The organism is Streptomyces sp. NBC_00310 (genome assembly GCF_036208085.1).
In the GTDB taxonomy this organism is placed as follows: Bacteria; Actinomycetota; Actinomycetes; order Streptomycetales; family Streptomycetaceae; genus Streptomyces.
Window position 1 is genome coordinate 143421 of record NZ_CP130714.1, and the last position, 19966, is coordinate 163386.

The 19966-nt window shown below is 69.7% G+C and carries 15 protein-coding genes and 3 pseudogenes; 7 read left to right on the plus strand and 11 right to left on the minus strand.

From position 1 onward, the window contains the following. The first annotated feature begins 116 nt into the window (after positions 1 to 116). The 3 genes from OG202_RS00485 to OG202_RS00495 all read left to right on the plus strand — a co-directional run bounded on the left by OG202_RS00485 (position 117) and on the right by OG202_RS00495 (position 4170). Entirely contained in the window at positions 117 to 797 is a 681-nt protein-coding gene (locus OG202_RS00485; protein WP_326573131.1) for a class I SAM-dependent methyltransferase, read from the plus strand. 249 nt (positions 798 to 1046) lie between these two features. After that, positions 1047 to 1346, plus strand: a complete 300-nt coding sequence (locus OG202_RS00490; protein ID WP_326573132.1) for a hypothetical protein — start codon at positions 1047 to 1049, stop codon at positions 1344 to 1346. Between the two features lie 373 nt (positions 1347 to 1719). After that, positions 1720 to 4170 (plus strand): hypothetical protein, encoded by a 2451-nt coding sequence (locus tag OG202_RS00495; protein WP_328222127.1) that lies wholly within the window; start codon positions 1720 to 1722, stop codon positions 4168 to 4170. Positions 4171 to 4193: 23 nt separating this feature from the next. Here OG202_RS00495 and OG202_RS00500 read toward each other — a convergent pair whose 3' ends face one another. The 5 genes from OG202_RS00500 to mhpA all read right to left on the minus strand — a co-directional run bounded on the left by OG202_RS00500 (position 4194) and on the right by mhpA (position 9268). Further along, the gene (locus tag OG202_RS00500) at positions 4194 to 4547 is read right to left on the minus strand and encodes an EthD domain-containing protein (protein ID WP_326573136.1); all 354 of its coding nucleotides are present in this window, start codon (positions 4545 to 4547) and stop codon (positions 4194 to 4196) included. Positions 4548 to 4608: 61 nt separating this feature from the next. Continuing rightward, positions 4609 to 5664, minus strand: a complete 1056-nt coding sequence (locus OG202_RS00505) for a maleylacetate reductase (protein ID WP_328222128.1) — start codon at positions 5662 to 5664, stop codon at positions 4609 to 4611. Beyond that, on the minus strand, positions 5661 to 6530 hold the full coding sequence (locus OG202_RS00510; RefSeq protein ID WP_328222129.1) for a dioxygenase family protein: 870 nt from the start codon (positions 6528 to 6530) through the stop codon (positions 5661 to 5663). The genes OG202_RS00505 and OG202_RS00510 overlap by 4 nt, the downstream gene beginning before the upstream one ends. A gap of 9 nt (positions 6531 to 6539) precedes the next feature. Continuing rightward, entirely contained in the window at positions 6540 to 7637 is a 1098-nt protein-coding gene (locus OG202_RS00515; RefSeq protein WP_327732015.1) for an alpha/beta hydrolase family protein, read from the minus strand. Beyond that, positions 7634 to 9268, minus strand: coding sequence for a bifunctional 3-(3-hydroxy-phenyl)propionate/3-hydroxycinnamic acid hydroxylase MhpA (gene mhpA / locus OG202_RS00520; RefSeq protein WP_327732014.1), 1635 nt, complete (start codon positions 9266 to 9268; stop codon positions 7634 to 7636). The genes OG202_RS00515 and mhpA overlap by 4 nt, the downstream gene beginning before the upstream one ends. Positions 9269 to 9367: 99 nt before the next feature. On the opposite strand from mhpA, the gene OG202_RS00525 reads away from it, so the two are divergent. The 3 genes and pseudogenes from OG202_RS00525 to OG202_RS00535 all read left to right on the plus strand — a co-directional run. Beyond that, entirely contained in the window at positions 9368 to 10015 is a 648-nt protein-coding gene (locus OG202_RS00525) for a TetR/AcrR family transcriptional regulator (RefSeq protein ID WP_326573144.1), read from the plus strand. Between the two features lie 724 nt (positions 10016 to 10739). Then, complete coding sequence (locus tag OG202_RS00530) at positions 10740 to 12677, plus strand: alpha-L-fucosidase (protein ID WP_328222130.1); 1938 nt, start codon at positions 10740 to 10742, stop codon at positions 12675 to 12677. A 118-nt stretch (positions 12678 to 12795) separates the two neighbouring features. Beyond that, a pseudogene (locus OG202_RS00535) lies at positions 12796 to 12921 on the plus strand (AbfB domain-containing protein); the annotation flags it as partial. 157 nt (positions 12922 to 13078) lie between these two features. Here the strand turns inward: OG202_RS00535 and OG202_RS00540 are convergent. Further along, positions 13079 to 14224: pseudogene (locus OG202_RS00540) on the minus strand (glycoside hydrolase family 6 protein); the annotation flags it as partial. Between OG202_RS00540 and OG202_RS00545 the strand changes: the two are divergent. Then, positions 14223 to 14540, plus strand: a pseudogene (locus OG202_RS00545) (cellulose binding domain-containing protein); the annotation flags it as partial. The pseudogenes OG202_RS00540 and OG202_RS00545 sit on opposite strands and share 2 nt — an antisense overlap. Positions 14541 to 14733: 193 nt before the next feature. Here OG202_RS00545 and OG202_RS00550 read toward each other — a convergent pair. The 5 genes from OG202_RS00550 to OG202_RS00570 form a co-directional block, all read right to left on the minus strand. After that, complete coding sequence (locus OG202_RS00550; protein WP_328222131.1) at positions 14734 to 15690, minus strand: expansin EXLX1 family cellulose-binding protein; 957 nt, start codon at positions 15688 to 15690, stop codon at positions 14734 to 14736. Between the two features lie 312 nt (positions 15691 to 16002). Next, entirely contained in the window at positions 16003 to 17808 is a 1806-nt protein-coding gene (locus tag OG202_RS00555; protein ID WP_328222132.1) for an alpha-L-fucosidase, read from the minus strand. A 366-nt stretch (positions 17809 to 18174) separates the two neighbouring features. Continuing rightward, entirely contained in the window at positions 18175 to 18420 is a 246-nt protein-coding gene (locus OG202_RS00560; RefSeq protein ID WP_405892129.1) for a hypothetical protein, read from the minus strand. Between the two features lie 136 nt (positions 18421 to 18556). Beyond that, complete coding sequence (locus OG202_RS00565; RefSeq protein WP_327732010.1) at positions 18557 to 19126, minus strand: hypothetical protein; 570 nt, start codon at positions 19124 to 19126, stop codon at positions 18557 to 18559. 28 nt (positions 19127 to 19154) lie between these two features. Further along, positions 19155 to 19691, minus strand: coding sequence for a dihydrofolate reductase family protein (locus OG202_RS00570; protein WP_093903461.1), 537 nt, complete (start codon positions 19689 to 19691; stop codon positions 19155 to 19157). Positions 19692 to 19966: the final 275 nt, after the last annotated feature.

Here is a 19966-nt window from a genome sequence, read left to right on the forward strand (position 1 = left end):
GGCCCTCGACCGCCCACCGGGTCTCGATGACGTCCGATGCCACGCCCTTCGGACGCCGTTTTGCCGGACCGGCAACAGGAGTGGCAGACCGGAACGCGGTGGGCGACGGTGGGCCCGTGACCGACAACATCGCAGCAGGATCGCCCGCGTCCGACATCCCGTCGCCTGCCGACGGATACGTCGGAGACCCCGCAGTTCGGGCGGAGTGGGACAACCGGTACGCCGACCGACCACAGTTGTGGAGCGGCCGGCCCAATGGTGCGCTCGTGGCCGAGATCGACGGGCTCATACCCGGGCGGGTGCTCGACGTCGGCTGCGGCGAAGGCGCGGACGCCGTCTGGCTCGCGCGCGGCGGCTGGGACGTGACCGCGATCGAGGTCTCCGGCGTGGCGCTGGAGCGGGCGGCCGGACACGCGCGGGACGCCGGCGTCGCCGTTCACTGGGTACACGCCGCACTCACCGAGGCGACGCTCCCGCCGGCCTCCTTCGACCTGGTCTCCGCGCAGTACCCGGCCTTGCTGCGCACCCCCGACGCCGCCGCCGAGCGAGCGCTGCTCGCGGCCGTCGCACCCGGCGGCGTGCTGCTGCTCGTCCACCACGCGGGGATGGACACCCAGCAGGCGCACGACAGCGGCTTCGACCCGGCTGACTACGTCTGGCCCTCGATGGTCGCCGATCTGCTCGACGACGACTGGGAGGTAGAGGTGGACGAGCAACGGCCGCGCGTGGCACCAGAGGGTGGTGCCGGCGCGCACCATGCCGACGACCTGGTGCTGCGGCTGCGTCGACTGCGCTGAGACCCTCGGCTCGCGGCGGGACCGGTCGTCGCCGCGGCTGCCCGCTGGGCGGAGTGTGACAGCTCGCCGTGCGGCCCGGGGCTGCTTCGACCGGGGCGCAGGTGTGCGATGCGGTCGCACACCCTTGCCGACCCTCGGTGTCTGCGGGCATCAGCCGCGGGTCGGCGTCGGAAGGCCGTGCCGGGCCGGCCGCCGTATCGTCGGGGCGTCAGAAGCCTGTCGGCGAGCCGACGAAGTGAGGCGAATGCCATGAGCGTGCTTCAGATCGCACTGCAGGAAGGTTTCCAGGGCGAGCACGTCGTGGTCGCCGTGGACGGAACCGTCGTCCTGGACGATGCCTCGGTGCACACCAGACGGCAGATCGGCCTGGCCCGCTCCCTCGAGGTTCCGGTGCGGGACGGCGGGGTCACGGTGGAGGTCTCGGTCCGGGGAGGGCCACGCGAGAGCGTGGAGATCGACACCACCGTCAGCAAGGCGGTCCTGGTCGACCTCGACGCCGACAACGCCCTCATCGTCCGCGCGAGCGGAGACCTCCCCGGTTACGTGTGACCGGGGAGCGTTACGTGTGGACGGGGAGGTCTGCCGGGCGAGGCGCTCCACGGACGGGCTCGATCGGGCGTGGTCGAATTGCGATCCGGGGTGGCCGGGCTTCCACTTGAAGGGGTCCGGCCTTCCGACGGCGGGTGTGTGCGCTCAGCGGCGCAACCGGACGGGGCACACGCTCCGGCCCGGTTCGGCAGCCGTCCGCATCGCGCTCAGGCGTGCCCACCGTTGCAGCTCCCTGCCCTGACGCGGCACGCCATGTCGGCACGCCAGACGCCCGCAGACCGCGCGTCAACGCGTCCCGAAGCGGCCGGACACCCACCCCTTCCGCTGCACCACCACGCCCGGGCGACGGATCCCGGGCTGAGGAGAGGCCGGCATGACCACACAGAAGCACCGTCCGCCGAGTGGGCTCGACGAGCTCGTCCGCGCCGTCGTCGAGGAGATCTCCCGCCTCGCCGGTGACGGCCGGGAACGAGCCGGGTACGGCTCGGGCCCGTACGCCGAGGGCGTCCAGGACCGCTGGGACACGGCGGCCGACGCTCAACCAGGAGCGGCAGCGGCCCTCCTGGTCCGGCGCAGCGGCGTGTACGTCCGCACTGACCTGCCCATCGTCCCCACCCCCGAGCACGACGGCGCGCAGGTCGTGCAGAGCGTACCGGCGATGCCCGGCATGGCCGCGACCGTCGCGCCGGAGGTGCGGCCGACCGGTTCGGCGATGCCGGGAGGTGTCCTTCCCGAAGAGAACGGGACCCCGGTCGAGCAGCCCCGGACCGGTCAGCCGCCGGCGGAGACGATCCCGCCCGGCGCCGCCCTCGGACTGTTCGAGGAACTCCGCGTGGACGTGGACGGGCCGGCCCCCACGATGACCGTCTCGGGCCGTGTCTGGCGCCTCATGACCGGCGGTCTCACCTGGATCGCCAAGGTGACCAAGCAGCCGGACGGCTCGTACACCGGCCCTATCACCCACCGCGACGGCAACGCCGCCCTGCGGTCCGCCACCAGGATCCGCGTGCAGCTCTCCGGCCGGCCACCGCTGCAGCCTCCCGCCGCGCGGGTGACCTTCAGCAGCCCGGGCGCCGCCGATCTGGTCCTCGGCTACACCTTCGCCCGGTCGGCGTTCCGCGAGGTCGGGATCGAGTTCGACCGCGTCGAGGGAGCCGAGCAGACGGATGCGTACGCGCTGCACGACCACCCGGTGCGCCCCGCCGGCCTCCCCGACATCACCCTCACGGTGGAGGACGCCTACGCCCGCCAGGGAATCAAGGTCACCCGCACCCGCGGCAGCAACGTGATCCCGCGCTCGGCCTCCGTCAACGACAAGTGGTCCGACATCGAGATGCACGACGCGATGCAGCAGCACTGGTCCGAGTGGAAGCCGGGGCCCGGCGGGCAGGGCGTCGCCCAGTGGCAGGTGTGGACCCTGTTCGCGGGCCTTCACGACCTGGGCCGAAGGCTCGGCGGCATCATGTTCGATGACATCGGCACCGCCCAGCGGCAGGGCTGCGCGATCTTCTCCGACTCGTTCATCTCCGAGCTCCCGCCGAACGACCCCGCGCCCGAGGCGTTCGCCCGCCGGATGCGCTTCTGGACTGCCGTGCACGAGATCGGGCACTGCTTCAACCTCGCGCACGCCTGGGACAAGGAATCGGAGTGGGGAACTCCGTGGATCCCGCTCGCCAACGAGCCCGAGTCCCGGAGCTTCATGAACTACCCGTCCAAGGTCAACGGTAGGGAGCCGGCGTTCTTCCGCGACTTCCAGTACTTCTTCTCGGAGAACGAACTGCGGTTCCTGCGGCACGCGCCCGAGCGGTTCGCGCAGATGGGCAACATCCCCTGGTTCGACCACCATGCCTTCGAGCAGGTCCGCCAGTACTCCGCCCCCAGCCCGCTGACGCTCTCTCTTCGGGCCAGCCGCAACCCCGACCACCAGGGTGCGTACCGCTACGGCATGCTCGAGCCGGTGATCGGGGAGCTGAAGCTGGCCAACACCTCCACCGACCCGGTGATGGTCGACGGCAACGAGCTGATGGGCGACGGCATCGGCATCGTCATCCAGCGCGAAGGGGAGGCCGAGGCCCGGATGCACCGGCCGTACTTGAAGTACTGCATGCGCCCCGAACCCATCGTGCTGCAGCCCGGCGAGGCTCTCTACGAGCAGATCGTGCTCAGTTCCGGACTCGGCGGCTGGCAGATCGCCGAACCCGGCACGTACCGCGTGTACGCCGCGCTGCGCACGGCCGTCGGCGGCGCAGCGGCCTCCGTCGCCGGTGCCTCGGCCGGACAGGTCATGGCCGCGCCGCTCATGCTCCGGGTGGAACGCCCGGCCAGCCGTGAGCAGGAGCGGCTGGCGGACGACGTCTGCACGGACGCCGTGGGACGTGTGCTGGCGCTGGGCGGAAGCCGGGTGCTGCACGCGGCCAACGACGTGCTGCGCGAGGTCGTGGACCGGATTCCCGGCGAGGCCGTCGCCAAGCACGCCGCCGCCTGCCTGGCGCTGGCAGAGACCGTCCCTGGCAAGGTCATGCGGGGTGGTGGCGACGGTTCGGGTCCGCGCCTGGAGCTCACGACGGCCGACACCGAGTCGGGTCGGCAGCGCGCCGAGCAGGCGTACGGAGACCTGAACGCCGCCGCCGAGACGTTCGGCCACATCCGTCTGGCCCGCGACATCGAGCACCTCGCCCGGTCGCTCGACCAGCAGGGCAAGAGCGAGCCCGCCACCCGGCTGGTGAGCGGTCTCGCCCGGACCCTGGAGAACCGCCGGGTCAAGCCCAGTGTGGTGAAGCGGGCCCGCAAGCTGGAACAGCAGCTCGCCGGCGACGGCCAGTAGGCGGCCGCCCCCGCCGGGCTGTGTCACCCGCCCCCTCCCGGTGTTGTCCGGGAGGGGGCGAGTGCGGCGGGCTGGTCGCTGAAGTTGACCGCGTCCGGGCCGACCACCTCGCGCGTGTACGGGTCCGCGAAGGTCTGCCCCATGGACTCGAGGTCGTCGAAGTACAGCTCGGTCACGGAGTCGCGAGGCAGCGTCACCTGGTAGCCCACATCGCCGAGCGCGCCATAGGCGCCGTCGAGCACATGGTTCTGGACGTATTTGCGCACGGTCAGCCTGTCGGCGAGAGCTATCCCGCCGTGCACGTTCTCGATGTACTCGGCGTACTCGGCGTGCGTCATGCCGGGGCGTCGCCGTACGGCGGCCACCAACTTGATCATTGATTCTCCTGGTGTGGCGAGGTGGGGCAGATGGATGTGGCGGATGTCCGTGACGGCCCGGTCAGGGGGCGAGGGTTCCCTTCAGGGCGTCCGCGAGGAGGGAGCGGAGGACGTCTTCGGTGACCGGTCGTGGATTGGCGTAGGGCTGAGCCTGCGCCTGGGCGGTGATTTCGTCGAAGTCGCGCTCGGTGAGGCCCAGTTCGGCCAGGGAGCACGGGGCGCCAAGTTCGGCGGACGCTCGCGCGAGGTGCTTCGGTACGTCGTCGGTGGCCAGCGCGCGGCACAGGGCATGCTCGGCGGCGGGTGCCGCGGGGAGGTTGAAGGCGGCGACGTACGGGAGCAGGACGGTGTGGGTGGCGGCGTGGGGCAGGTCGAAGGTGCCGCCCAGGATGTGGCACAGCTTGTGGTGCAGCGACATGGTCGTGGCCCCCAGGCACGCCCCGCACAGCCACGCTCCACGCAGCGCGTCGGTGCGGGCCCGCAGGTCGCCGGGGTCGGCGGCGACGACCGGCAGGGCCGCGACCAGCGAGCGCACCCCTTCCTCGGCCATCAGGGACACGATCGGTGAGGCGTCCGGCGCGTACAGGGCTTCCACGGCATGGGCGATGGCGTTGAAGCCGCTGGTCACCGACAGGTCCGCGGGGAGGCCGACGGTGAGTTCGGGGTCGTAGAGCACACTGCGGGGCAGGACCGCGCGGTCGCGGCCGGTGCGCTTGCGTCCGTCCTCGGTGAGTCCCCATACGGTGGTCATCTCCGAGCCGGCGTAGGTCGTCGGCACACTGATCACGGGCAGGCCCGAGCTCAGGGCGATCGCCTTGCCCAGACCGATGGTGGAGCCGCCGCCGATGGCCAGGCAGCCGTCCGCGTCGGCATCGTGTGCGGCCGTACGGGCCGCTTCGGCGACTTCGACCGGCACGTGCGTCCGGGCCCCGGTGAACAGTGCGACGCACGCGTCGCCCAGCAGGCCGGCCGCGTGCTCGGCGAGAGCGCGCTGGCCGGGGGTGGACAGCACCAGCAGCCGTCGCAGGCCCAACCGCTCGACTTCCTGGGGAAGTCGGCGCAGGCTTCCGGTGCCGAACACCACCCGCATCGGCAAGGCTTCGTAGGTGAAGGTCATCCTGCCGCCTCGGCTTCCGAGGCCAGCACGATGTCGAACCGGGCGTGTGTGAAGGGGACGCTCACACCGAAGCGCTCGGCCTCCCGCTCCTCGTACGAGGCGGTGAAGTCGGTGATCAGGCCTCGCTTGACCGCGAAGACCGCGTCGGAGTCGACGTACGGGCTGCCCGCGACGAACGCGTGGGTGGTGACCGGGCGGTGGTGCCCGGCACTCGCGATGAAGTGGATGTGGGCGGGCCGGTAGGGGTGCCGGCCGGTGGCTTCGAGGAGACGGCCGACGGGGCCGTCGGTGGGGATCGGGTAGTGGGAGGGGACGACGGTACGGAACCAGTAGCGGCCTTCGCCGTCCGTGCGGAAGAGCCCGCGGCCGTTGCCCGGCGGCTGTACGTCGGGCTGCTGCACGTCGTAGAAGCCGTCCTGCGAGCACTGCCACACGTCGAGTTCGGTGTCCGGCAGCGGGGTGCCGTCGGCGGCGAGCACGCGGCCGGACACCACACACGGGCGGCCGGTGCCGAGGAGGTCGATGCGGGCGCCGAGCTCGCGGCGGGGTGACTCCGTCATGTGGAAGGGTCCGAGGACGGTGCTCTCGGTTCCCTCCTCGGCCCCGTTCAGGGTCTCGACGAGCATGGAGACGCCCAGGACGTCGGAGAGCAGGACGAACTCCTGGCGGGTGTCGTCGCAGCTCTGGCCGACGGCGGTGAGGAAACCGATCGCGGCCTCCCATTCCTCCATGGTCGGTTCGATGTCCCGCACGAAGTCGTGGAGGTGGCGGGCCAGACTCTCCATGACCTGCCGCAGCCGCTGATCCTCGGTCTGCCGGAAGCTCTCCACCACCGCGTCGGTGGCGGTCTCGACGGTGAAGTCCACTGGGTGTTCCTAACGGTTCGGGGTGGCTTGGCCGACGAGGAGGTCGCTGAACCAGTCACCGGTGAGCGCGTCGCGTTCGGCCGCGTGGTTGTAGAGGGTGTGCTCGCCGTCGGGCCAGATCCGCACGGTCGAGGTGGCGGGGTCGGCGGCGTGGAGGAACGGCTCCTGGTCCTCGTAGCGGGCGAGGGGGTCACGGCCGCCGTGCAGCAGGAGCAGCGGGCAGCCGATGCGGTGCTTGTCCGGGTCGAAGCGCAGGCCGTTCATGACCGCCGCCACCCGCACCAGGTCGTCGGTGCCGACCACGGCGGCCATCTGCTCGCGGGCGGTACGGAATTCCGGGATGGTCGGGACCGCTGGAGCACCGTTGACGACCACCGCGCCGACGCGCGGATCGGCGGCGGCCAGGTGGGCGGCGAACAGGCCGCCGAAGCTCACGCCCTGGACTCCGGTGGCACCGTCGAGGCGGGGATCGGCCTCGACCAGGTCGACGAAGCGGGCGAAGCCGTCGGTGACGTGCTCGTCGACGTACAGTCCGTGGCGCAGCCGTGACTCGCCCTGACCGGGGCCTTCGGCGAGCAGACAGGCCAGGCCGCGCGCCGTGTACGCGTCGGCGAGGGCGAGATACGCGGCCCCCCAACCGCTCAGACCGCCCCACACGATGACGGTGGCCCGGGGCGGGGCGGCCTCCGGCAGCGACAGCCAGCCGCCGAGGACGCCGCCTCGGTGAGTGATCTCCACCCGCTCCACGCGGGGTGCGAGAGCTGCGGTCGCGGCGGTGTGGCGGGCGTACAGCTCCCGCTTCTCCGCCGTGTCGCTCTGGTAGGCCATCTGCGCGAACATCAGCGCCGCGGAAGCGAACCGGTAGGCCTGCGAGGCGGTGGTGCTGTGCCCGGCGGCTTCCGCCGACCGCGCGCGCTCCAGTTGTACGTCGGCGACCAGCGCGGCGGCTTCCTGCCACGGGATTCCGGCGGTGGTGTCGGCGAGCAGCCGTCGGGCGTCGGCGGGGTCCATGCCGCAGTCGGTGAGCCGGGTGAAGGGCATGGCCCGGTGCTGGGCGGCGACCAGCGGCGGCAACTGGGCCCCCGCGCCGGGATCTCCGGTCGTCATACGGCCGCACCCACTGTCCCGGACAGTGCGACGTCGAGGTCGTCCACCAGAGCGCCCAGGTCGGTGGTGTCGGCCGCCGTACCGAACAGCACGAAGTCGGGACGTGCCAGATACGCGACCACGCCGAGCCGGTGGAGGTACTCCCGGTGTCGTCCGTCGAGTTCTTCGACCGTGTCGAGGGGGACCACGGCGCAGTCCAGGCGCTCCAACCGGGCGAGCCGCTCGGGCCCCAGGGCGTCGGCGGGATCCTCGGCGGTGACCAGGGTGAAGCCGTATCCGGTCAGGTCGTCGAGTCGTCCGGTGCGGCCGTCGGCCAGACGGATGCGGCCCTGGGGGGTGAGGGTGCCGACCGGCGTGCCGGCTTCCCTGCGCAGCACTCCGCCGCTCAGCGGGGGGAACGGCGGCGGCGGGGGCACCTTGCCGCTGAAGAAGGCCGCGTCCCGGGCCGCGGCGGCCTCGGTGTCGTGCGTGTTGGCGACCTTGCCGAGGCCGATCGCCGCGTGGGTGATCGCGGTGACGTGCGGGCGGCGCTCGCTCTCGTAGGTGTCCAGGAGTGCGTCGGGCGCCAGGCCGCCGAGCACGAGGTGCAGCTTCCAGGCGAGATTGGTGGCGTCGCGCAGGCCGCTGCACGCGCCCTGGCCGAGGTACGGCGGCATGGTGTGGGCGGCGTCGCCGGCCAGGAAGACCCTGCCGGTCCGCCAGCGGGTGGCGATGCGGGCCTCGAAGCCGTAGACCAGCTGCCGGATGATCCGCACGTCCTCCGGGCCGAGGTCGTGGTACTCGCGCAGGAGCCGCCAGGCGGTCTCCGGGGTGTTCATGTCCTCGCGGTTCTCGCCCGGGAGGAGGGCGAACTCGAAGCGCTGGCGGGTCGCGCCGATGTTGATGGTCATGTGCCCGCGCGCGGGATCGCAGTACTGGGTGCCGTACGCGAACTGGGCGGGCTGGGGGCACAGCCACTCGGCGTCCACGTTGACCCACTGCTCGTTGAAGCCGAAGTCCTGGCGCTCCACGTCGAGCAGTTCGCGGATTCCGCTGCGGCTGCCGTCGGCGGCGATCACATAGCGGGCCCGGACGCTGTCGTGCGGTCCGTCCGCGCACATGGCGTCGGTGTTCCAGCCGCGCAGACGCAGGTCGACACCGTCGTCGTCCTGGTCGATGCCGGTGACCGCCCAGCCCTGACGGACGTCGACCGTGCCGTAGCCGCGCAACCGCCTGTCGATCGCGTTCTCCACATCCGGCTGGTACATGGAGATGTGATCCGGATACCCCATCGGGCCCTCGGGGTTCGCCGGGATGGTCACCAGGTTCTCGCCCTTGCCGTTGACCCACACGTACTGGCACATCGACGAGTCCCGCAGCGCCTCGTCGACATCACCGGCCGCCTGGACGGTCCGGGCGGTCTCGTCGTCGATGTGGGTGAGTCTGGGCAGCCCGTAGAGGCCGGGCCAGCGCTCGCAGACCACCACCCGGTGGCCCAGCCGGCCGAGCAGGGACGCGGCGGTGAGGCCGGTCGGTCCGTAGCCGACGACGGCGATGTCGTAGAGGGGAGCGATGAGACACCTCCAGGAACAGCCCCGCGCCATGGCGAGGGGTGAGGTGGGAAGAGAGAGGGGCGCGGCTCGGCCGTTCACGCCGAGGTCCGCATGTGAAGCGCGATTCACATTTAATGTGAGTGGAGATTCACATACCAGCGACATGGACGTCAAGAGGTCGGTCGATAAACTGCGCGGGTGACCGAGCCCTCCACCGGCAGACCTGCCGCCCTCCAGGAACGCAGCCGCCGTTCGCAGCAGGACATCCTGCGGGCCGGGTACGCACTGCTCGCGGAGGGCGGAGTGGACGCGCTCACCGTGGCCGCCGTCGCCGAGCGGGCCGGCATGGCGGTCGGCAGCATCTACCGGCGGTTCGGCGACAAGGAAGGCCTGCTGCTGGCCATCCAGCGCGCGTTCACCGAGAACCTCCAGGCCGAGATCACGGGGCGCATGTCCGCGGAGCGCTTGCGGATCCTGCGCGATCCGGCCGTGGCGGTCGCCGAGGCGGTGGGCGCGATCACCGACAGCTTCCAGGCACATGAGGCCCTGCTGCGCGTCTTCCTGCTGCTCGGCACCCGCCACGAAGCGGTACGAGCCGAGGGCTCCCGAGTGAGCCTCGAGGGCAATCGCCACTTCACCGAGGCACTGCGTCACACACCCGTCGCACATCCGGACCCCGAGGTCGCGCTGGACTTCGCGTACCGCCTGATCTACGCCACGGTCGCGCACCGCATCACCCAGGGCGAGTTCCTGGAGTCCGACCGCCCGCTGCCCTGGAACGAACTGCGCTGCCACCTCCAGACCGCCGTCGTGTCCTACCTCCTCGGGACCCCGGAAGGGCGCTGAGCCCGGATTCCCCTCTCACGGAGAGGTGCGCGCGGCCCTGGACGGTCGATGCGGCGGTATGTGAGCTTGCCGTCCGACTCAATGCGAGTCCCAGTTCACATCAAGGGGGCCTCTGTGTCCGAACCGCCAGAGTCCGGCTGACCCGAGTCACGACGCGGGGCCGGCCCGCGAGCACTGTCGGCGCGCGAACGGCTCCCCCGCCGACGGTGCCTTCGTGAACCAGCACCACCAGCACCACCAGCACCACCGGCACCAGCAGTTCCAGGACCAGGGAGGCGGAAGAAGTTCCGGCGGCGCGCGGCGTGACGACCGTCCGGGTGCGGACCCGCTGAGCCAAGTCGCCGTCTTCACTCGACCCGTCGCTCCGAACACATCCTACGTATCGGGTCGGCTGACCTGAGGGTCGAACGCGCCTGACCGCCGCTACCTCGGTATTGATCTGGCGATTTCTGTCGAGACTATAGACAGGCCCCTAGCCGGCATCTACTAATACATCCGATGTTGCTTAGCCGAACACCCGCTGCACGCAAGGCCGTCATGACACCACGTGCTGCCCTGCGAGCGGCTCTCTCTTCCCGGGCGACGACGGCGCGGCCGGCCAGGGCAGCCCTGTCGCCTGCAGCCGGGCACACCCCGGCACCCAGGCCACCGCCGACCGTCCCAGCAGGCCGTCACCACAAGCAATGCCATCGATCCACAGGAGTGGACCTTGTCCTCATCGAGAATGTCTCGCCGTACGTTTCTCGGGGCGGCGGGTGCGGCGACCGCCGCGACCGCCCTGCCGATCGTCCCCGGCTTCTCCGGTCTTCTGTCGCAGGCGGCCGCCGCGGACACGCAGACCAACCTGAGCAGGATGGTCGACATGCGGTTCGGCATGTTCAACCACTTCAGCCTGGGCACGTTCACGAACCAGGAGTGGGCCGAACCCCACCAGAGCCCCACCCTCTTCGCTCCCCCGAGCGTCAACTGCGCGCAGTGGGCCGACGCGGCGGCCGCCGCCAAGATGAGTTACGGCATCCTGACCACCAAGCACCATGACGGTTTCGCCCTGTGGCCGAGCGCCCATGGCACCCAGAACGTCGCGAACAGCTCCTACAAGCAGGACGTGGTGCGGGCGTACTGCGACGCGTTCCGGGCGAAGGGACTGAAGGTCGGGTTCTACTACTCGATCTGGGACCGTACCTTCGGCGTCGAGGCGTGGGAGAGCCGGCACAAGGTGACCGGGCTGGAAATCACCGATGCCATCAAGCCCGACCACCTGACCTTCATGCTCGGTCAGATCCGCGAGCTGCTCACCAACTACGGCACCATCGACATGTTCATGACCGACGGTTACGCATGGCAGATGGGACAGCAGGCCGTCTCCTACCAGCGGATCCGTTCACTGGTGAAGGAGCTGCAGCCGGACTGCGTCATGATCGACATCGGCGGGCTGTCGGAGCCCTTCCTCAGCGACGCGATCTTCTTCGAGGAGCCACTGGGCGTCACGGCGCCGGCGGGCAACACCTACGCCGGCATGCAGGGACAGACCATCAGCAACGGCTGGTTCTGGCATCCCTCCACCCCGACCGAGGGCCTGATGAGCAAGGCCGCGATCCTCTCCCACCTGGCCGACCTGGAACCCAAGTACACCTCCTTCATCCTCAACTGCCCGCCCAACCGCAACGGCCTGCTGGACACCAACGTCGTCAACCGGCTCGCCGAGGTCGGCGCGGCCTGGAGCCCGAACACCTCCCGGCCGCCGCTGCCCACCCAGCCACTGCGCGCCGAACACCCCGTCACCCCGGTAAACGCGTACGCCACCGCCTTCCGCACCGGCGAGGGACCACTCAACGCCATCGACGGACTCAGCGACGTCCGCTACGAGACCTGCTGGTCGACCTGGGGCCTGTCCCCGGCCCTGCCTCACTCGATCACGATCGACCTGGGCGGCGTGTGGAGCAACGTCTCCACCCTGGAGTACCTGCCCAAACAGTGGAACCGAAGCAACTCCACCGACGGCGACATCACCTCCTACACCATCCTCACCAGCACCGACGGCGTCACCTTCACCCAGGTCGCCACCGGCACCTGGGCCGGCAACGGCAAGTACAAGCTGGTCGAGTGGCCCAACCGGAACGTGGGTTTCGTACGCATCCAGGTCAACGCGGCCACCGGCGGTTACGCCAACATCAGCGGCGTCAGGATCGGCGGCCGGTCGGTCAAGCCTGCCCTTGTCTCGAGGGTCCTGCCGGGCGACGGCACCGTGTACCGGCTGGTCAACCGCAACAGCGGCAAGGTCGCCGACGTGAGCGGGAACGGAACCGCCAACGGCACCAACATCCTCCAGTGGCCCTGGCTGAACCGGAACAACCAGAAGTGGACCTTCGCCTCCACAGGCGACGGCTACTACGAGATCAAGGGCGTCAGCAGCGGCAAGCTCATGGAAGTGGCCGGGCTCTCCCGCGACGACGGCGGCAATGTGGCCATCTATGCGGACTCCAACGTCCCCCAGCAGCACTGGGCCGTCACGCCCACCGGTGACGGCTACTACTTCCTCATCAACCGCTACAGCGGCCTCTGCCTCGGCGTCGACGAGGGCAGCACCGCCGACGGAGCCAACATCGAACAACAGCCGTACGCGTCACAGACACGGCAGCAATGGCAGATCGTCCCCGTCTGATCCTGCCCTCCTCCGCCGACTTCCCGGCCTGTTGTGAGGAGCGGCGGTGACGGCCCTCTGCGGGCGCGGGGCGCTTGAGCACCCCGCGCCCGCACAACGCGCGCGTGCCTGATTGCCCTGGTCGTCATTCCAGTCCTACAACCACCCCGACTGCTACATCCGCCACTACGCATACCTGCTGCGGCTCGAAACGATCACCACCGCCGCAGGACGCAGCGACGCCACCTTCCGGGTGACGGGCTGACCTGACCGGGATGCTGTGCCGGCGACGCGGCCGTATCTGTCTCGCGGTCGGGACGACCTCGACGCAGTGGCCGGACTCGATCAGGGCATGCCCGCCGGGATCCGTCCCTCGGTCCTGCCGATCGGACCGACCCCGGCGGTCACACCGCGTCAGCAGGTCACGGCAGGGGCGGGTAGGCGTTGCGCAGCAGCTGCTGGAACTGGGCGGAGAACCAGTGTCCGGCCAGCGGCGAGTCCGGCAGCGAGCCCGGAGGGTTGTTGCCGTTGCGGGCGTTGCCACCGTACGTCGGGTCGCACATCCGGTCGAAGCCCTTGCCCTCGTCGTTGGGGACGGGGGTGCTGTTGCCGTCCGACTCCCCCGGCGGCTTGACCCACACGTAGGCGTCGATGCCGGCGGCGGGAGCCGCGGTCGGTCGTGCGCCGATGCCCGCACCGCTCTGGTTGCACCAGTTGCCGGCGTGGATGCGCCGGTCGATGCGACTGGCGTCGACGTAGCCGTCCACGGTGGTCTGCGCTCCGGGACCGCCGGGCCGGGCGGAGCCGCCCCAGCCGTTGCGTGAGGTGTCGATCAGCATGCCGAGTCCGGAGTTGAATCCGGCCGCGACGAGCTTGTCGCGGAGCGCCTGGGCGAAGGACTGCTCGTCCACGTACTGGTTCCAGTCGACCCACTTCGACTGACGTACGGTCTGTCCGCCCACCGTGTCGGTGACCTTGAGGTACGGCTCCTTGGTGGGGCTGTAGTTCGCGGTGTTGACGATGAAGCCGGCCACGTCGTTCACGCTCGCGCCGTTCGTCGTCGCCACCTTGTGGAACTGCTGCACCGCGGGACCGAGGTTGCTGTCCCAGCCGAGCCAGCCGTGGTGGGCGGCGTCGATGTAGTTGTAGACGTTGGGGATGGCGCCCAGCTTGTCCAGGGCGTAGCTGACGCCCTTCTCGTAGTTGCCGTTGCCCTTCATGGTCACGCAGGCGTCGGTGGTGGTCGGGGTTCCACCTGCGTTGGTGACCAGGTTGGGCAGCGAGTCGGGCTCGATGACGGTGGCGATCCGCAGGCCCGCGTACTTGGACTCGGACAGGATCGCCGTGATCGGGTGGATGTACTGGGACTTGTACTTGTCGAGATCGTTGGGTCCCAGCTCGCCGTTGGAGGCGAGGGCAGCGCAGTCGCGGCCGGCCAGGTCGTAGATGACGAGCTGGACGACGAGGTCGCCGGAACCCTCCTGCTTCAAGGCCTCGTCGAGGTGGGCGCGCAGACCCATGCCGCCCTTGACTCCGTTGATGGCGGCGATGCGGTCGAGCCAGACTGCGGCCTGCAAGGTGGCGTACGGGGCGAACTCCTGGCAGGGCGGCTTCACCGCCGACGTCACCATCACCAACACCGGATCCTCCCGCGTCAGCGGCTGGAAGCTCGCGTTCACCCTCCCGTCCGGGCAGCAGATCACCCATGCCTGGAACGCGAACATGTCCGGGTCGTCACGAGCTGTCACAGCGAGCAACGTGGTCCACAACGCGGAGCTGGCGGCCGGCGGCCAAGCGACCTTCGGGTTCCAGGGCACCTCCAGCGGCACCTTCGCCAAGCCCACCGATTTCAGCCTGAACGGGACCGCCTGCACCACCGGGTGACACCCGCTCACCCTCCGGGGCCCGCCCGGTCCCTCCACACCGACCGGCGGGTCCCCGGAGGCCGCACGGCGTCCCCGGCTCCACCGTGTTTCCCCCCTCCGGGAAAGCCGACGCCGTGCTCGGCTCGGCCTTCGCGCCCGCGCCGGCCCCGGTCGGCGGGTGGTTCGGAGGGGGCCCACTGGTGGCGGCGGGGTCAGTGCCGTGCGAACTGGAACCGCGTCGGCTGCACAACCTCCGGCCGCAGAGCGATCCCGTCGATGGTCAGCCGTTCTCCGTAGATGTCGGTGATCCTGATCGCGCCGCCGCACCCGCTGCCGTCGGGGGAAAGGAAGTAGTTGTAGTCGGTACGGGTCAGTTGGCGCCAGCCGCCACCGGTGCGGACCTCCAGCCGAGCGAGCGGGTTGCGGTGGCCGATTGCCTGAATGCCGCACCAGTAGGGGCTGGATCCGTTCTTGTAGCGGATCGAGATCGTGCCCGGCGTGCTCGGGCTCAACAGGCTCCAGGTGATCGCGATCCGGCCGGTCGAGACGGGGGCCAGTTCGGCGAAGGCCTGTTCGCTGAGGTCGAGTTGCCCCGGCGCACAGGGCAGGGGGCATTCGTTGGTGATCCGGACCGTGACGGAAGCGCCGTTCGCCGCACGGACCAGCACGTAGGCCCCACAGGCCGCGGAGGTCTCGTAGTCGGTGGTGTTCATCGCCGCGATCATCATGTCGCCGCTCGGGCCGTACGAGCAGGCACCGTCCCCTACGCCGGCCTTGTAGACCGTGGCGACTCCCTGATACGTGCTCTTGGGGCGGATCCGTCCGGCCAGCGATGACGTGGCTGGAGCCTTCCGCGGAGAGGCCGATGACGGGGACGGGGACGGGGACGGGGAGGCCTTCGGCTTCTTGGCGCCGGCCGACGGGGACGCGGAGATCTCGGACGGGGAGGGTGCGAGGGACTTCTTCTTCCCGGACGATGTCGGCGGGTGACTCTCCTGGGAGTTGGCGACGGCCGTGGCCGGGGCTCGCCCGGCATCCTCCTCGCGGTCCGGCTGCATCGTCATGACCAGGCAGACGAGAAGACCTGTGACGACCAGCCCCGCGGTGGTGCCCACCATCAGCCGGCGTCTGCGTCTGCGCTGCCGCGCGGCCTGGCGTGTTTCTTGCATGTTCATCCGTTCGGAAGCGCGTTTCGGTGTTGCACTGCTCAGTGGCCGCAGGTGGCGAAAAGGTTGCCGCCGATTTTCGGTCGGACCGGATGCCGGGACATGTGCCGCGGATGGAGACGCTGGGACGGTCTCCGCGACGTCCACGTGCTCCCACCCAACGTCTCTCGGGTGGGAGCACGGCCTGCTTGCGCAGTTCACTGCTTCTGCGGGGTGGTGATCACCCGCAGGGTCGGCCGGGACCGGCAGGATGACCACCGCATCGGTACCGGGTGAGCCGGGGTGGCGGACCAGGGCGCGCCACCCCGGGGATGCTCAGCCGACCTTGGTCATGTTCCACTGCTGCGGGGCACCGCCGTTGGGGGTCCACTGGATGACCTGGGTGTTGTCCGCGCCGTTGTTGGCGTTGTCCAGCGCCTTTCCGCTGTGCCGGTTGATGAGCCGGAACGCGCCGCCGCCCAGCGCGGTGACGGCCCACTGTTGCTGACGACTGCCGTTGTCGGTCCGCTGCACCATCACCGCGCTGTCGGACGTGCTGTTGTTGTTGTCGAGGGCCTTGCCGCTGCGGGCGCAGACCAGCTTGTAGTAGCCGTGGCCGAGGTCGGTGACCGTCCACTGCTGCGGCGAGCCACCGTTGACGGTCCACTGGATGATCGGGGTGCCGTCGCCGCCGACGTTGCCGTTGTCGAGAGCCTTGCCGCTCCGGGCGCAGACCAGCCGGTAGACACCATGGGCCAGGACGGCCGGCATGCCGTTGACCTCCACGCAGACCACGGAGTCGTTCGCGTTGGGCGCGGTGGTCGGCACCTGGACGTTGATCTGGCCGCCGCTGACCCAGTAGGTGAGGTTGGTGCCGGGGTTGTTCATCAGGTAGACGCGGTTGATCGTGTTGTACACCGCCGGAATCTGCAGGGTGCCGCCCGTCGGCCAGTTGAAGACGTGGGCGAAGAGCTTGCCGTTCTTCTTGGTGATCCTGCCCCAGGACGGTTCGGTGGCGAAGGGGCTGCCGCTGGTGCCGTGGATGCTGTCGCCGTGGGTGGCCATCCACGAGGCCATGCCGTTCAGAACGGTCACGGTCCCGGCGGTCACGGAGCCATCGCCCTTGGGGCCGATGTTGAGCAGGTAGTTGCCGTCCCGCGAGACGACGGTGACCATCTCCCGGATGATGGTCTGGACCGAGCGGTACTGGTTCTCCTTCCACTCGTTGTAACCCCAGGCGTCGTTCATGGTGGCGCAGGCCTCCCACGGCCGCTCCAGCGGCGCGTCGGGGATACCGAACTCCGCGACCGCGTAGTCGCCGAGACCGTGGTCCCGCTTGACGCGCTCGTTGACGACGAGGCCTGGCTTGCGGGCCATCAGCCAGTTGTACAGCTCCGCGCCGTCGGCCTGGGTCCACCAGTCGTCGAGGTTGGGGGTGGAGGGGTTGGCGCACCAGTCACCGTCGAACCAGAGGACGGCCGGGTCGTAGCGGTTCAGCAGTTCCTGCAGTTGGGCCTTCATGTCGTTGATGTAGTCCGTGCGGGCGGACAGCGACGACATGTCGGAGAAGTAGGCGCCGCGATCGATGCTCTGGGAGGGGTGGCTCCAGTCGAGGATCGAGTAGTAGAGCCCGAACTTGATGCCCCGGCTCTCGCACTCGGTCTTCAGCTGGGCCAGCAGGTCGGGCTGAAAGTTGTTGTAGTCGCGCAGGTTGTACAACTTGGTGCCGGTGACATCGGTGAAGCCCGGGACGTTGGAGTCCCACATCGCGTACCCCTCGTGGTGCTTGGCGGTGATCACGAGGTACTTCATGCCGGCGCTCTGGGCCAGTTGGGCGATGGTGGCCGCGTTGAAGGCGTTCGGGTTGAACTTCGAGGTCACGTCGGCCTGGTAACTGGCCTTGGTCCAAAGAGGGTTGGAATCGGCGCTGAACGCCCACTCACCGCGGCCGAGGTAGGAGTAGGACCCGAAGTGGATGAACATCCCGAACCGGGCCTGGTACCACCAGTTCATCTTCGCGTCGACGGAGTAGGCCTCGGCCGTGGCGGGCCACAGGGCCTGCGGCAGACCGAAGGCCACGGTGCCGCCGGCGAGGGCCGCGGCCTTGATGAGGGAGCGCCTGCTGAGGGGAGCGGAGGACATCGTGCGGCTCCTGGAGGGTGAAGGACTCAGGGTGTCGGCAACTGCTTGTCCGCGGCACCGCACAGACAGCGGAGTACGAGTACGGCGGTCCGGGCCCGGCGGGGACTTGAGCAGCCCCCAGGGACATCGGATGTATTAATAGGCACAGCCTCACCCCGTGTCCAGCGCGCTGACAAATAATTCAGGACATCCCTGTTCGTGGCCCCGTAGCTCAAATTCCTAGATAGAAGAGATAGGATGTCTATCCAGCTGCCCGGTGGTGGAAGAGGACGTTCGGTCGGCGGAACACGGCGGTGACCGTGCGAAGGGGGTAGGTCGTCGGGGCGCTCGGTACCGGCTCGCCGGACAACGCTCCCCGCATCGCGCTCAGGACGGTCTCGCGGCCGTTCTTCGGAGCCATGCGCATGGGGTTTCCTGGGGCGGGGCCTGCCGTGCGGTGACGGGCAGCCCGCAGGTCCGCACGGCCGTGCCGGTGAAGACGTCATGGCGCTCGGCCGGCCCGACTCCGGCCGTCAACTCGCTCGCGGCGGCGATCACTTCGGCGTACGCGGCGGCGAGCCGGCAGACGGGCCAGGCGCACGCCTGGTGGTGGGCGTCCACGATGCCGGGCACGGTTTTGGGCAGGGAACAAGTCCGTGCCGCTGCGCAAACCGTCCGTTCCCTCACCCCACGGCACGGATGACAGCGGTGAGTTCCTCGGGTGCCCTCGATGCGCGGCCTCGTAGTGCCGGGTCCGGTCGGCGCGGACCTAGGTGGGCAGGGCGGCTGTCATGACGGCTTCGTCGACGGCTTGGCTTCCCCGGTCGGCATGGCTTCCCCGGTCGGTGCGGCTTCCCCGGTCAGTGCGGCTTCCCCGGTCAGTGCGGACGTCCTCGTTGGGGATCCAGGGTGCATGCTCGAGGCGCCGCACGAGCCCCTGCCGAGGAGGACGGCCACAGCGGCTCGACTGCCCTCGACGTACGGGATTCCGTTCGCGCAGCCCGTCTTCCACCAGGTACGCGCAGAAGGACCGCACGGCCACCACACGTTGCTGGACGGTCGCGTTCGCCAGTCCCGTCTCCGGATGCAGCGGCGCCTTCGCTGATCGCTGGCGGGGACGGTCGAGCATGTCCCCGATCCAGGCGGCAACCGTGTCCGCACCGGCCAGTACGGGATCCGTGCCTTCAACGGCACAGAACCGCAGGTCGTCCTCGACCGCCCGCCCGTACGCGTCGATCGTGTTGGAAGCCCGACCGATGTTCGCCATTAACTGCAGCCACCGGCGGGCCAGTTGATGTTCAGCGAGAGTGGGGAACTTGCCCCACGGGATGGGGGCCATGACAACAGGCCAGTAGTGGCGACCGTGCCTACTTGCGCACGTGGAAGCGCAGCATGGTGACCCCGCCCGACTGGACGTTGCTGAACGGTTCCAGGTCGATCCGGTCGAGGCCCGGCGGCGCGAAGCGGACGCCGTCGCCGAGCAGCACCGGCAGCACGTACACCAGGATCTCGTCGACGAGGCCGCGCTGCAGGCACTGGGCGGCCACGTCGGCGCCGAGGATCTCCAGGTTCTTGTCGCCGGCGGCGCGGCGTGCCGTGGCCACGGCTTCCTCGATGTCGCAGGTGAGGAAGGTGACGTTGGGGTCCGGCTCGTCGGGCGGGCGGTGGGTGAGGACGAACTGCGCCCCGCCGTCGTAGTCGGTGTTCTCGTCGGACATGCGCTTGCCGACTTCGTACGTGCCCCGGCCGATGAGCATGGCGCCCGTGGCCGCCATGACCTCCGGGAACGTCGCCGACGTCATGTGCTCGAAGATCCAGTCCATCGTGTGGCCGGGACCGGCGATGAACCCATCGAGGGACATCACCCTGTTCACGACCACTTTGCCGGTGCTCGCATCCGTCATGCGTCTTCTCCAAGCAGGTGGAGGGCCGGGATCGCATCATAGGTCGGTGAGCAACATCTTCTCCGGCGGTAGCCACGACCTGGACCGGTCCAATGGCGCCACCGTGGTGTTCATCGACGTGCTGATGCCGGTCGTGTCCGATCTCGCCTCCGAGGACTGGGACTTCCGCTTCGCGGCGCTGCTGACCCCGCAGGACGTGCGACGGAGCGGGAACGCGCCCGCGCGAAGGACTTCGTGCTGCGTGCCACAGCACTCGCGGCGAGCGGACATCGCTG

Excerpts from the sequence above, each read along its gene's own strand:
- OG202_RS00490 (WP_326573132.1), top strand. The coding sequence starts at position 1,047 with ATGAGCGTGCTTCAGATCGCACTGCAGGAAGGTTTCCAGGGCGAGCAC.
- OG202_RS00495 (WP_328222127.1), top strand. The coding sequence starts at position 1,720 with ATGACCACACAGAAGCACCGTCCGCCGAGTGGGCTCGACGAGCTCGTC.
- OG202_RS00500 (WP_326573136.1), bottom strand. The coding sequence starts at position 4,547 with ATGATCAAGTTGGTGGCCGCCGTACGGCGACGCCCCGGCATGACGCAC.
- OG202_RS00505 (WP_328222128.1), bottom strand. The coding sequence starts at position 5,664 with ATGACCTTCACCTACGAAGCCTTGCCGATGCGGGTGGTGTTCGGCACC.
- OG202_RS00515 (WP_327732015.1), bottom strand. The coding sequence starts at position 7,637 with ATGACGACCGGAGATCCCGGCGCGGGGGCCCAGTTGCCGCCGCTGGTC.
- OG202_RS00530 (WP_328222130.1), top strand. The coding sequence starts at position 10,740 with ATGTCTCGCCGTACGTTTCTCGGGGCGGCGGGTGCGGCGACCGCCGCG.
- OG202_RS00550 (WP_328222131.1), bottom strand. The coding sequence starts at position 15,690 with ATGCAAGAAACACGCCAGGCCGCGCGGCAGCGCAGACGCAGACGCCGG.
- OG202_RS00555 (WP_328222132.1), bottom strand. The coding sequence starts at position 17,808 with ATGTCCTCCGCTCCCCTCAGCAGGCGCTCCCTCATCAAGGCCGCGGCC.
- OG202_RS00565 (WP_327732010.1), bottom strand. The coding sequence starts at position 19,126 with ATGGCCCCCATCCCGTGGGGCAAGTTCCCCACTCTCGCTGAACATCAA.
- OG202_RS00570 (WP_093903461.1), bottom strand. The coding sequence starts at position 19,691 with ATGACGGATGCGAGCACCGGCAAAGTGGTCGTGAACAGGGTGATGTCC.